Below are 12364 nucleotides of genomic sequence, written 5' to 3' on the forward strand. Positions count from 1 at the left end.
GCCCCAGATCGTTCAGCTCACGGATATCCTTGACGTCGGCGGTGTCGACAAAAAATTTCATGGCGGGTCTCCTGAAGATTTTCATGTGCATGTCATGCACATTCGGGGTCGGCCTTTGATCTAGACCAAAGTCAGGGCAAGGTCACGCCTCATGATCGAAGATTCGCCCTTTGTCGCAGCCGCACCGGTGCTGGTGCCGATGCCCGCCGAACGCCCCTACACCTATGCCGTGCCGGCCGGCATGCGCGTGGTGCCGGGCTCGATCGTGCGCGTGCCGCTCGGGCCGCGGCAGGTCGCCGGCATCGTCTGGGATGGCGCGGTCGAGAAGGTCGACGCGAAAAAGCTGCGCCCCATCGAACAGGTCTTCGACTGCCCGCCGATCGACCGAGCGATGCGCCGTTTCGTCGACTGGGTGGCGCAGTACACGCTGTCGCCTCCGGGCATGGTGGCGCGCATGCTGCTCAGGGCGCCGGAGGCTTTCGACCCCGAACCCTGGATCGAAGGGCTGCAGCGCACGCTCCTCGCACCCGACCGGATGACGGGCGCCAGGCAGCGTGTGCTGGAGACGGCCGAAGGCGGCCTTGCCTGGACGCGCTCCGGCCTCGCTCACGCCGCCGGCGTGTCATCGACGGTGATTGACGGCCTGAGGGCGCAAGGCGTGTTCGAGACTGTGATGATCCCGCCGCGCCCGGTGGTGGCCGCGCCCGATACCGGCTACGCCATTCCGGAACTGATGCCGGACCAGAGCGACGCGGCGCAGATGCTGCGCGCCAATGTCGCAGCCGGCGTGTTCAACGTTGCGCTGCTCGACGGCGTCACCGGATCCGGTAAGACCGAGGTCTATTTCGAGGCGGTGGCGGCTGCGCTCGACCAGGGCAGGCAGGTGCTGATCCTGCTGCCGGAAATCGCGCTGACGCATGCCTTTCTCGAGCGCTTCCAGCAGCGCTTCGGCGCCAAGCCGGGCGAATGGCATTCCGACCTGCCGCCGCGGATGCGCGAGCGGGTTTGGCGGCAAGTGGCGGAAGGCGGCGTGCGGGTCGTCGCCGGCGCGCGCTCGGCGCTGTTCCTGCCGTTCAAGGAGCTCGGCCTGATCGTCGTCGATGAGGAGCACGACCCTGCCTACAAGCAAGAGGACCGCGTCTTCTACAATGCGCGTGATATGGCCGTGGTGCGCGGCCATATCGGCAGCTTTCCGGTGGTGCTGGCGTCGGCGACGCCATCGGTCGAAAGCCGGGTCAATGCGAGCCAAGGTAAATACAACAGAGCCGTTCTTTCCGCTCGCTTCGCCGAGGCAGCACTTCCTCATCTGAAGGCGGTCGACATGCGGCGCGCGCCGCCGGCGCGTGGCGGCTTCCTGTCGCCGGTGCTGCTCGACCAGATGCGCCAGACGCTGGAGAGGAAGGAGCAGTCGCTATTGTTCCTCAACCGGCGCGGCTATGCGCCGCTGACGCTGTGCCGGGTCTGCGGCCACCGCTTCGGCTGCCCGGTCTGCTCGGCCTGGCTGGTCGAGCACCGTTTTCGCGGCCAGTTGGTCTGCCATCATTGCGGGCACAATGAGCGCCGCCCCGAAGCCTGCCCGGAATGCGGCACGCTCGATCATCTGGTCGCCTGCGGGCCGGGCGTCGAGCGGATCGCCGAGGAGGTCGTTACGCATTTTCCCGACGCGCGCACCATCGTCTTGTCGTCCGACCTGATGGGCGGCGTGCGGCGGCTGCGGCTGGAGCTGGAGGCGATCGCCGATGGCGAGGCCGACATCGTCATCGGCACGCAGCTCGTCGCCAAGGGCCACAACTTTCCCAACATGACCCTGGTTGGCGTTGTCGATGCCGACCTCGGCCTTGCCAATGGCGATCCGCGCGCCGCCGAGCGGACGTTCCAGCTGCTCAGCCAGGTCACCGGCCGCGCCGGCCGCACCGGCAAGAAGAGCCTTGGCCTGCTGCAGACTTTTCAGCCCGAGCATCCGGTGATGCGGGCAATCGTCTCCGGCGACGCCGAGGCGTTTTACGAACGTGAGATCGCCGAGCGCGAACGGGCCGCACTGCCGCCCTTCGGTCGGCTCGCCGGCGTCATCGTCAGTGCGGTGACGCGGGCGGAAGCCGAGGGCCATGCACGCGGCCTGCGCCGCGCCGCGCCCGAGGCGTCAGATCTGTTCGTGCTGGGTCCAGCCGAGGCGCCGTTGTCCCTGCTCGGCGGCCGCCACCGCTTCCGTCTGCTGATCCAGGGCGAACGGCGCGCCGACATGCAAGGTTTTATTCGCGCGATGCTTGCCAATGGGCCGAAGCAGCGCGGCTCGGTCAGGGTGCAGGTGGATATCGATCCGCAGAGTTTTTTGTAGTTGCCGGGCGCTTGGTAGGTGGATTCAAATAGGTACGTCGGGCGGCTCAAAACTCGGCATCTCGTGACGGCGATTCGTTTCGCTCAAATTCGATGCCGCCGGGATACCGAGTAACCAATCAGCCAAATTTCTCCGACTGTCTTGCGGATAGAGCTTTCGCCCTTCATCGTCCGGGACGATCATGGCAGCCGGCCTGCCGTTTTCTGTGATGATGGTTGGCTCGCCATTTCCCGCGGCCTCCACAATTGCCGAGAGTGTCGCCTTGGCCTGCTGAAGCTGAACGGTTTTCACTGCGACCTCCTTGTGGTCTCATGTGTTTATAGTATCGAGGATCGCCTAGGAAAAGGAACAGCTCGCGCAATGAAAACCCTTGGCCTTCTGGGCGGCATGAGCTGGGAATCGACGGCCATCTACTATCGGCTGCTCAACGAGATCGTGCGCGAGCGGCTGGGCGGCTTGCATTCGGCCAGGCTTCTGCTCTGGTCATTCGACTTCGCCGAAATCGCCGAGCGGCAGCATCATGGCGACTGGGATGGCGCCGGTGTGCTTCTCGTCGAAGCCGCACGCAAGCTCGAGGCCGGCGGCGCGGAGGGTCTGCTTTTGTGCACCAACACCATGCACAGACTGGCCGACCAAGTGCAGGCGTCGGTGTCGATCCCGCTGATCCACATCGCCGATGCCACCGCGGTGGCGGTCAAGCGCGCCGGCATGCAGCGTCCGGCACTGCTGGCGACGCGCTTCACCATGGAGCAGGATTTCTACAAGGGCCGGCTCGCCGACAGATTTGGCTTGAACCCTGTCGTACCCGATAGTGCCGGGCGCGACATGGTCCATCGCGTCATCTACGACGAGTTGTGCCAGGGCATCGTCAAGGAGACTTCAAAGGCGGCCTATATCGCCGAGACCGAGCGCCTGCGCCGCGAAGAGGCGGCCGACAGCGTCATCATGGGCTGCACCGAGATCACCATGCTCATAGGCGAGCAGGATTTCGACATCCCGGTCTTCGACACGACGCGCATCCATGCCGAGGCGGCTGTGGAATTCGCGCTCGGTTGATGCGCGCCGCCTAAAGTGCGTGGATCCATCTGGCGCGCTTCTTTTCCTCCGCTAGAATGCCCGGAATTTCAAAACAGGCATTTCGAGGGGACAAGATGGATTTTGCGCTTCCATGGCCGACGAGCCAGGGCGAATGGCTGGCCTGGTCGAGCGCCGTCGTCACCGTGCTGCTCGGTCTTTTGTTTTTTCTGGCCCCTGGCCTCGCCTTCCATGCCCTGCGCTTGCAGGTCAAACCAGAGAAGGCTGCGGCGATCGCCGAGGGGCGCGGCAGGATGTCGGGCTTCTATCTCGGCGTCGGCCTGTGCTGTATCCTGCTGGCGCAGCCGCTGATCTACATGGCGCTTGGCTTCTCCTGGCTGTTCACCGCCTTCGGCCGGCTGCTGTCGATGATGTCGGATGGCGCCAACACGCCTTTCAATTGGGTTTCCATTGTGGTGGAATTGGTGCTGGCGGCGTTGCCGCTCGCCTTTGCCTTCGGCTTTCTGCCTTGAATCGTTGGGTATTCCGCGATGGAAGACGGGTGACTTTCGCCGGATGCGACAATAGTGCCTGAAAACCATGCGGAACGACGCATTGCGGTCTTAAAATGCCTGTGCTAGACGGCAATCGACTTTCGGCCGGGGATAGCGGAAGCCGCGTCTCCGTGCTTGAAAAAATGCAGTAAGGTCAAAGATTTAGCCAGAGTTTTTGCTCGCGCCAACAATCTACGGCCTGTCAGACAAGAGAAAAGACGGTCCGTGGCTCAATCGTCATCGCCAATCTCAGGTGTCGCAGAACGCTATGCGGGTTCGCTGTTCGAACTCGCCCTGCAGGCAAATTCCGTGGCCAAGGTCGAAGCTGACCTCAACAGCTTCGAAGCCATGCTCGCGGGCAGCGCTGATCTCACCCGGCTGATCAACAGCCCGGTGTTCTCCAGCGAGGACCAGGCGAAGGCCATCGCGGCAATCGCCGACAAGGCCGGGATTGCCGGCCTCACCGGCAATTTCCTGCGCGTCGTCGCCCGTAACCGCCGGCTGTTCGCCATTCCCGGCATGATCAGGGCGTTCCGCCAGATATCAGCCGAACATCGTGGCGAGACCGCTGCTGAAGTGACGTCGGCTCACGAACTGACGGCTGCCCAGCAGACCGAACTCAAGGCGGCGCTGAAGAGCGTTGCCGGCAAGGACGTGGCTATCTCCGTCACCGTCGATCCGTCGCTGCTCGGCGGGCTGGTGGTCAAGATGGGCTCGCGCCAGATCGATACGTCGCTCAAAACCAAACTCAATTCGCTCAAGCTTGCACTGAAAGAGGTCGGCTGATGGACATCCGCGCCGCGGAAATTTCCGCAATTCTGAAAGACCAGATCAAGAATTTCGGCAAGGAGGCCGAGGTCTCCGAAGTCGGACAGGTGTTGTCCGTCGGTGACGGTATCGCCCGCGTCTACGGCCTCGACAATGTCCAGGCCGGCGAAATGGTCGAATTCCCCGGCGGCATCCGCGGCATGGCGCTCAACCTCGAAGCCGACAATGTCGGCGTCGTCATCTTCGGCGCCGACCGCGACATCAAGGAAGGCGACATCGTCAAGCGCACTGGCGCCATCGTCGACGTCCCCGTCGGCCCAGGCCTGCTCGGCCGCGTCGTCGACGCGCTCGGTAATCCGATCGACGGCAAGGGTCCGATCAAGGCGGTCGAGCGCAAGCGCGTCGACGTCAAGGCGCCCGGCATCATTCCGCGCAAGTCGGTGAACGAGCCGATGTCGACCGGCCTCAAGGCCATCGATGCGCTGATCCCGGTCGGCCGCGGCCAGCGCGAGCTGGTCATCGGCGATCGCCAGACCGGCAAGACCGCCATCATCCTCGACACGATGCTCAACCAGAAGTCGGTGCACGACAACGGCCCCGAGAAGGAAAAGCTCTACTGCGTCTACGTCGCCGTCGGCCAGAAGCGCTCGACCGTCGCGCAGTTCGTCAAGGTGCTGGAAGAGCGCGGCGCGCTCGAATATTCGATCATCGTCGCCGCCACCGCTTCCGATCCGGCACCGATGCAGTTCCTGGCGCCGTTCGCCGGCGCCACCATGGGCGAATATTTCCGCGACAATGGCATGCACGCGCTGATCAGCTACGACGATCTGTCGAAGCAGGCCGTCGCCTATCGCCAGATGTCGCTGCTGCTGCGTCGCCCGCCGGGCCGCGAAGCCTATCCGGGCGACGTCTTCTACCTGCACTCGCGCCTGCTCGAGCGCGCGGCCAAGCTCAACGACGATCTGGGCGGTGGTTCGCTGACCGCGCTGCCGATCATCGAAACGCAGGCCAACGACGTGTCGGCCTATATCCCGACCAACGTGATCTCGATCACCGACGGCCAGATCTTCCTCGAGACCAACCTGTTCTTCCAGGGCATTCGTCCTGCGGTGAACGTCGGTCTGTCGGTCAGCCGCGTCGGTTCGGCCGCGCAGATCAAGGCGATGAAGCAGGTTGCCGGTTCGATCAAGGGCGAGCTTGCGCAGTACCGCGAAATGGCGGCCTTCGCGCAGTTCGGCTCGGATCTCGATGCCGCCACCCAGCGCCTGCTCAACCGCGGATCGCGCCTCACCGAACTCCTGAAGCAGCCGCAGTTCTCGCCGCTGAAGACGGAAGAGCAGGTCGCGGTGATCTTCGCCGGCGTCAACGGCTATCTCGACAAGCTGCCGGTCAACCAGGTCGGCAAGTTCGAGCATGGCCTGCTCAGCCACATGCGTTCGGCCGGCAAGGACGTCCTCGAAGCCATCCGCAAGGAAAAGGCGCTGTCGGACGATCTGCGCGCCAAGCTGAAGGCCGAGATCGACGCTTTCGCCAAGACCTTCGCCTGAGCGAATTGCAAGACGGGATCAGGTTTGAAGCATGCCTTCATTAAAAGACCTTCGTAACCGTATCGCCTCGGTCAAGGCGACGCAGAAGATCACCAAGGCGATGCAGATGGTCGCCGCGGCGAAGCTGCGCCGTGCGCAAGAGGCTGCGGAAGCGGCGCGCCCCTATTCGGAGCGCATGGGTTCCGTGCTGGCCAACATAACCCAGGCAATCGGCGGCGGCGGCGATGCCCCGGCGCTGATGACCGGCACCGGCAAGGATGACGTGCATCTGCTCGTCGTCTGCACCGCCGAGCGCGGCCTGTGCGGCGGCTTCAATTCGCAGATCGCCCGCCTTGCCCGCGACCATATCCGCAAGCTTTTGGCCGACGGCAAGCAGGTCAAGATCATCTGCGTCGGCAAGAAGGGTTTCGACATCCTGCGCCGCGACTACGCGTCGATGATCATCGACCGAGTCGACCTGCGCGAGGTCAAGACACTCGGCTTCGTCAATGCCGATGCCATCGCCAAGAAGGTCATCCACCTCTTCAACGAAGGCGGCTTCGACATCTGCACGCTGTTCTATTCGCAGTTCAAGTCGGTGATCAGCCAGATCCCGACCGCGCAGCAGATCATTCCGGCCGGCATTGCTTCGGCTCCTGCCGAGGCGATTGATGGCGGCAACGCCGTCTACGAATATGAGCCGGAGCCGGGCGAAATCCTCTCCGACCTCATTCCGCGCAACATCTCCGTGCAGGTTTTCCGGGCGCTGCTCGAAAACGTGGCCGGCGAAATGGGCGCCAAGATGAGCGCCATGGACAATGCGACGCGCAACGCCGGCGACATGATCAACAAGCTGTCGATCACCTACAATCGCCAGCGGCAGGCGCAGATCACCAAGGAACTGATCGAAATCATTTCGGGCGCCGAGGCGCTCTAGGCGTGGTTCGCGGGTCATCGACCCGCGACTGGACCGCGTGAGAAACAAAGGACGAAAAAGGGTAAAGACGATGGCGAAAGCAGCGACCCCCCAGAAGGCAGCCCCCAAGGCCGCAGCCGCGAAAACCGCAGCCCCCGCGAAGGCGGCGGCAAAGGCTCCAGTAGCAGCCGCGAAGGCCGCCCCGGCCAAGGCGGCAGCACCGGCGAAGGCCGCCGCTGCCAAGACATCGGCAGTGGCCAGCAAGGCAACCGGCGTTGTCGGCAAGGTTCGCCAGGTCATCGGCGCCGTTGTCGACGTGCAGTTCGGCGATCACCTGCCGGCGATCCTGAACGCGCTCGAGACGACCAATGTCGGCAACCGCCTGGTGCTCGAAGTTGCCCAGCATCTGGGTGAAAACACCGTGCGCTGCATCGCCATGGACTCGACCGAAGGTCTGGTTCGCGGCCAGGAAGTGCGTGACACCGGCGCGCCGATCACCGTGCCGGTCGGCCCGGGCATGCTCGGCCGCATCATCAACGTCATCGGCGAGCCGGTCGACGAAGAAGGCCCGGTCGACGCGACCGAAATGCGCTCCATCCACCAGCCGGCTCCCACCTATGTCGAGCAGTCGACGGAAGCACAGATCCTGATCACGGGCATCAAGGTGCTCGACCTCTTGGCCCCCTACGCCAAGGGCGGCAAGATCGGCCTGTTCGGCGGCGCCGGCGTCGGCAAGACCGTGCTGATCCAGGAACTGATCAACAACATCGCCAAGGCGCATGGCGGCTATTCGGTGTTCGCCGGCGTCGGCGAGCGCACCCGCGAAGGCAACGATCTGTATCACGAGTTCATCGAATCCGGCGTCAACAAGAAGGGCGGCGGCGAAGGCTCCAAGGCCGCACTCGTCTATGGCCAGATGAACGAGCCGCCGGGCGCGCGCGCCCGCGTCGGCCTGACCGGCCTGACGGTTGCGGAATACTTCCGCGACCAGGGCCAGGACGTGCTGTTCTTCGTCGACAACATCTTCCGCTTCACGCAGGCTGGTTCGGAAGTGTCGGCTCTGCTCGGCCGTATTCCTTCGGCCGTGGGCTATCAGCCGACGCTCGCCACCGACATGGGCGCGCTGCAGGAACGTATCACCACCACCACCAAGGGCTCGATCACGTCCGTGCAAGCCATCTACGTGCCCGCCGACGATCTGACTGATCCGGCGCCGGCGACCTCGTTCGCCCACCTTGACGCGACCACGACGTTGAACCGCGCCATCGCCGAAAAGGGCATTTATCCGGCGGTCGATCCGCTGGATTCGACCTCGCGCATGCTCGACCCGCTGGTCGTCGGCGACGAACACTATGGCGTCGCCCGCCAGGTGCAGTCGATCCTCCAGCGCTACAAGTCGCTGCAGGACATCATCGCCATTCTGGGCATGGACGAGCTGTCGGAAGAGGACAAGCAGACCGTGGCCCGCGCCCGCAAGATCGAGCGCTTCCTGTCGCAGCCGTTCTTCGTCGCCGAAGTGTTCACCGGCGCGCCGGGCAAGCTGGTCGACCTCGCCGACACCATCAAGGGCTTCAAGGGCCTCTGCAACGGCGACTACGATCACCTGCCGGAAGCCGCCTTCTACATGGTCGGCGGCATCGAGGAAGCAGTCGAGAAGGCACAGCGCCTCGCGGCTGAAGCGGCATAATTCAGGGAATAGGGAGTAGTCAGTAGTGAGTAGGGAATAGCAGCTGCGTGATGTGGGCCGGTTAGGGCCACTTACTACTGACTAGTTCCTATTCCCTACTCACTAAATTGATCATGGCTGAAGCTTTCAAGTTCGAACTGGTCTCGCCGGAACGCCTGCTGGTTTCTGAGCAGGTCGAATCCGTCGTCATTCCGGGCGCCGAAGGCGAGATGACCGTCATGGCGCATCACGCCCCGGTCATGACCACGATCAAGCCGGGCGTCGTCACCGTGAAGACCGCGGCGGGCGGCGAAGAACGCTATGTGGTGTTCGGCGGCTTCGCCGACATCGTTCCGGCCGGCTGCACGCTGCTGGCGGAATCGGCTGTCGCCGTGAAGGATGTCGACCGCGCCGATCTCGCGCGCCGCATCCAGGAAGCCAAAGAAGACGCTGCCGACGCCAAGGACGACGAGGCTCGCAGCAAGGCGGAGCAGTTCCTTAGCCAACTCACCACGCTGGAAGGCGCCATCCTGCCGGCTTGAAATTCGGTTTCGATGAAAGAGTAAAAAGCGGGGCCTTGCCTCGCTTTTTTGTTTGTTGGACAGTCGCGCTGCCTTGGGATGGGGGTGGGCCGGTGACGGAAGAAACAGCGCAACGAGAAACAGCCTCACGCTCCTGGTGGTCGACGGCCCTGGTGTCGGCCTTTGGCGGTCCATTCGGCGGATTTCTGTGGATCGGCAGCGGCAAGCCGGCGGTTGCCAGCCTGGTGGTGATCAGCGCCATCGTTTTCGCACTCGCCTACACCGGATTTCCGGTGCTGCCGGGAACCGATCTTGCCTGGCTGGCCAATTTTTCAGGTATCGGTTCGATGATCCTGGGGGCAGCGCTCGTCCTGCCCTTCGCCCATCGGTTCAAGCCGGTGAGATGGTATGCGCACGGATTTTGGGTGCTGGTGCTTGTCTTTCTGACTACCTATCCGGCTGCATTTGCGATCCGTTCGTTTCTGTTCCAGCCGTTTTCGATACCATCCAGCAGTATGGTGCCGACATTGCAAGGCGGCGACTATCTCTTCGTCTCCAAATTCGCATATGGCTACAGCCGCTACAGCGTGCCGTTCAATCTGTTGCCGATAGAAGGCCGCATGTTCGGCGCGGAGCCCAAGCGAGGGGATGTGGTGGTGTTCAAATTCCCGCCCGACCCCAGCGTGGATTACATCCAGCGGATCGTCGGTCTACCCGGGGACAAGATCCAGATGGTCAATGGCGTGCTGCACATCAACGATGTGGCCGTCGGCCTCAAGGATGCAGGCACTGTCTCCTACGAGGAACGCGAGCAACCTGCCAGGCTTGAACGGGAGACCCTGCCGGGTGGTGTCACCCATTTCGTTCTCGACCTGACGGACAGTTCCATCGGCGACAACACGCGGGAATTTGAGGTGCCCGAAGGCCACTATTTCATGCTGGGCGACAATCGCGACAATGCCTCCGACAGCCGATTCATGGTCGGCTTCGTTCCCTACGAAAACCTCGTCGGCAAGGCCGTGCGATTGTTCTGGAATTCAAAAGGCACGGAGTATTCTTCCCGGCAAACGCTGGACGGTTCGGTCGGCAAATAAGCCTGAATCGAGTTGGTTCGGACCCGCACCAAGTCTGGTTGATGACTACTTCATATCTATGCCGAGCGCGGCGAAGGCCAAGGTCGGACCGTCGCGTCGCAGGTGGACGAGATGCACAGCCACAAGTTCGATCAACGTCTGGCGTTCGGCGTGATCCCCAGCGAAGCCGGCCAGGTCGAACACCGCGGTCACGGTTTCATTCGCCGGCAGTTGCTCACTCAAAAGTTCCGTCAACGCCGCGTCGAGCGGATCGGTGAAATGGCCCTCCGGCAAGGTTTTCCCTCGCGCGGCGCAGGCGGCGATCCAGGCAGCCACCACCAGGGTCAGATGGACCAGTTCGGTACCGGCTTCCAGGCATTCGATGGCGGAAGCGATGATGCGCTGCGGCAGTTTCTGGCTGCCGTCATTGGCGATCTGCGCCGTGCGATGGGCAAGTGCAGTGTTGGAAAAACGCTCCGCGAGCTCCGCAATATAGGCGCTCGTGTCCAATCCGGCATCCTCGGGCAGGGTCGGGATCGCTTCGGCCCACAAGGCATCGACGAATTGGCGGATCGCCGGGTCGGCGAAGGCGCGGTCGACGGTGGCATGACCGCTGAGCAGGCCAAGATAGGCGATGGCCGAATGCGAGCCGTTGAGCAGCCTGAGCTTCATGTCCTCGAACGGGCCGACGTCGCGAACCATGGTGACGCCGAATTGTTCCCACGCGGGCCGGCCAGTCGGGAACTTATCTTCGACCACCCACTGACAAAACGGCTCGGTCATCACGGGCCAGGCGTCCTCGACGCCGAGTTCTTCAGCGATCCGCGCCCGATCGGCGTCGGTGGTTGCCGGCACGATGCGATCGACCATGCTGGAGGGAAACGCGACCTGGTGTGCGATGTGGTCGGCAATTCCGACATCACTCGATTGAGCGAGCCCGGCATCTCGCAACTGGGCGAATTCGACCAACAGCCGGTGCAGCGTGGCTCCGTTGGCCGGCAAATTGTCGCAACACAGGACAGTGAAGGGCGGCGTGCCGGCGGCGCGTCGCAGGGCAAGCGCCTCGGTCAGGAAACCATGCGCTGTCTTCGGCATCCGGGGATTGGCCAGATCATGGACGATATCGGGATGGGCGGCATCCAATCCCCCGCCTGCCGCCCTCAGATAGGCTTTTTCGGTGATCGTCAGCGTGACGATGCGGGTGTGCGGATCGGTCAGCGTGGCCAGCACCGCGCCCGGATTCTCCGGCGCCACCAGCATCGCACCGATCGAGCCGATGACCTGAAGCTTTTCGGTTCCACTGCTTCTGATCGCCAGCGTGTAGAGCCCGTCCTGCGGCGTGAGAGCGTCGCGCGTGTCGGTGCTGCGCAGCGAAACGCCTGTTATGCCCCAATCCGCCTCGCCTGCCGCCAGGCAATCGTCGACATAGGCTGCCTGATGGGCGCGGTGGAAGGCGCCGACACCAAGGTGCACGATGCCCGGGACGACGCGGCTGCGATCATACGCAGGTGTCGCGATCGAAGCCGGCAGTGCGCGCACGGTCTTCGTGGAAAGGCGTTCGGTCGTCGTGGTGCGACTGGTCTGGTCGGATGACATGAGTGGCCTCGGCAGGGATCGGCAAAGCGGCGTAACATTCGATTTCCTGCCACACAATGGGTCGAAAAGTCATCATACAACAATCGCAATTTTGTATGTTGACATTATTTCTTGCCGCCCCTACCGATAGTGGCTTGGGAGGATGATCGTGGCACTGACCCATGCGGATTTGCTGTTTCCCGCCGAGGCGCATTCGCGCGCGATTGCCCGTGATCTCTATGCCGGGATCAAGGACCTGCCCCTTGTCAGCCCGCATGGTCACACCGATCCGCGCTGGTATGCGCTGAACGAGCCATTCCCGGATCCGGCGCAACTGCTCATCGTCCCGGATCACTACATCTTCCGCATGCTGTTCAGCCAAGGCGTCCGCCTTGAGGATCTCGGCGTGGCGACGC

Annotated in this window: 12 protein-coding genes; 10 read left to right on the forward strand and 2 right to left on the reverse strand. The window is 63.2% G+C overall.

Translation table 11 applies throughout. From position 1 onward, the window contains the following. The first annotated feature begins 151 nt into the window (after positions 1–151). Positions 152–2335, forward strand: a complete 2184-nt coding sequence (locus EN939_RS05885) for a primosomal protein N' (RefSeq protein ID WP_127267280.1) — start codon at positions 152–154, stop codon at positions 2333–2335. 24 nt (positions 2336–2359) lie between these two features. Here the strand turns inward: EN939_RS05885 and EN939_RS05890 are convergent, their stop codons facing one another. Beyond that, positions 2360–2626: a type II toxin-antitoxin system Phd/YefM family antitoxin gene (locus tag EN939_RS05890; protein ID WP_236382932.1), complete on the reverse strand. Its 267-nt coding sequence runs from the start codon at positions 2624–2626 to the stop codon at positions 2360–2362. Positions 2627–2695: 69 nt separating this feature from the next. Between EN939_RS05890 and EN939_RS05895 the strand changes: the two genes are divergently transcribed. From EN939_RS05895 to lepB, 8 genes are all read left to right on the forward strand, one after another. Next, positions 2696–3391: an aspartate/glutamate racemase family protein gene (locus tag EN939_RS05895; RefSeq protein WP_127267281.1), complete on the forward strand. Its 696-nt coding sequence runs from the start codon at positions 2696–2698 to the stop codon at positions 3389–3391. A 95-nt stretch (positions 3392–3486) separates the two neighbouring features. Then, complete coding sequence (locus tag EN939_RS05900; protein WP_127267282.1) at positions 3487–3882, forward strand: AGROH133_08824 family phage infection protein; 396 nt, start codon at positions 3487–3489, stop codon at positions 3880–3882. Between the two features lie 246 nt (positions 3883–4128). Continuing rightward, the gene (locus EN939_RS05905) at positions 4129–4689 is read left to right on the forward strand and encodes a F0F1 ATP synthase subunit delta (protein ID WP_023762496.1); all 561 of its coding nucleotides are present in this window, start codon (positions 4129–4131) and stop codon (positions 4687–4689) included. Beyond that, positions 4689–6218 carry a F0F1 ATP synthase subunit alpha gene (atpA, locus tag EN939_RS05910; RefSeq protein WP_127267283.1) on the forward strand — a complete coding sequence of 510 codons (1530 nt, stop codon included), beginning with the start codon at positions 4689–4691 and terminating at the stop codon, positions 6216–6218. The genes EN939_RS05905 and atpA overlap by 1 nt, the downstream gene beginning before the upstream one ends. 31 nt (positions 6219–6249) lie before the next feature. Next, positions 6250–7134 (forward strand): F0F1 ATP synthase subunit gamma, encoded by an 885-nt coding sequence (locus tag EN939_RS05915; RefSeq protein WP_127267284.1) that lies wholly within the window; start codon positions 6250–6252, stop codon positions 7132–7134. Positions 7135–7204: 70 nt separating this feature from the next. Next, complete coding sequence (atpD, locus tag EN939_RS05920) at positions 7205–8800, forward strand: F0F1 ATP synthase subunit beta (RefSeq protein WP_164748765.1); 1596 nt, start codon at positions 7205–7207, stop codon at positions 8798–8800. Positions 8801–8913: 113 nt separating this feature from the next. After that, positions 8914–9321: a F0F1 ATP synthase subunit epsilon gene (locus EN939_RS05925; protein ID WP_127267285.1), complete on the forward strand. Its 408-nt coding sequence runs from the start codon at positions 8914–8916 to the stop codon at positions 9319–9321. A 326-nt stretch (positions 9322–9647) separates the two neighbouring features. Further along, complete coding sequence (gene lepB / locus EN939_RS05930) at positions 9648–10394, forward strand: signal peptidase I (protein WP_127267287.1); 747 nt, start codon at positions 9648–9650, stop codon at positions 10392–10394. 45 nt (positions 10395–10439) lie between these two features. On the opposite strand, the gene EN939_RS05935 is transcribed toward lepB, so the two are convergent. Continuing rightward, a complete protein-coding gene (locus EN939_RS05935; RefSeq protein WP_127267286.1) occupies positions 10440–11969 on the reverse strand; it encodes a mannitol dehydrogenase family protein in 1530 nt (509 codons plus the stop codon). A gap of 142 nt (positions 11970–12111) precedes the next feature. Between EN939_RS05935 and EN939_RS05940 the strand changes: the two genes are divergently transcribed. After that, a partial coding sequence (locus EN939_RS05940; RefSeq protein ID WP_206528265.1) for a glucuronate isomerase occupies positions 12112–12364 on the forward strand: 253 nt, incomplete at its 3' end.

Origin of the sequence: Mesorhizobium sp. M7A.F.Ca.CA.002.05.1.1 (assembly GCF_003998335.1) — a bacterium.
Classification (GTDB): domain Bacteria; phylum Pseudomonadota; class Alphaproteobacteria; order Rhizobiales; family Rhizobiaceae; genus Mesorhizobium.

Coding starts and splice junctions, on each gene's coding strand:
- EN939_RS05925 (WP_127267285.1), top strand. CDS start 8,914: ATGGCTGAAGCTTTCAAGTTCGAACTGGTCTCGCCGGAACGCCTGCTG.
- EN939_RS05885 (WP_127267280.1), top strand. CDS start 152: ATGATCGAAGATTCGCCCTTTGTCGCAGCCGCACCGGTGCTGGTGCCG.
- EN939_RS05895 (WP_127267281.1), top strand. CDS start 2,696: ATGAAAACCCTTGGCCTTCTGGGCGGCATGAGCTGGGAATCGACGGCC.
- atpA (WP_127267283.1), top strand. CDS start 4,689: ATGGACATCCGCGCCGCGGAAATTTCCGCAATTCTGAAAGACCAGATC.
- atpD (WP_164748765.1), top strand. CDS start 7,205: ATGGCGAAAGCAGCGACCCCCCAGAAGGCAGCCCCCAAGGCCGCAGCC.
- lepB (WP_127267287.1), top strand. CDS start 9,648: ATGATCCTGGGGGCAGCGCTCGTCCTGCCCTTCGCCCATCGGTTCAAG.
- EN939_RS05935 (WP_127267286.1), bottom strand. CDS start 11,969: ATGTCATCCGACCAGACCAGTCGCACCACGACGACCGAACGCCTTTCC.
- EN939_RS05915 (WP_127267284.1), top strand. CDS start 6,250: ATGCCTTCATTAAAAGACCTTCGTAACCGTATCGCCTCGGTCAAGGCG.
- EN939_RS05900 (WP_127267282.1), top strand. CDS start 3,487: ATGGATTTTGCGCTTCCATGGCCGACGAGCCAGGGCGAATGGCTGGCC.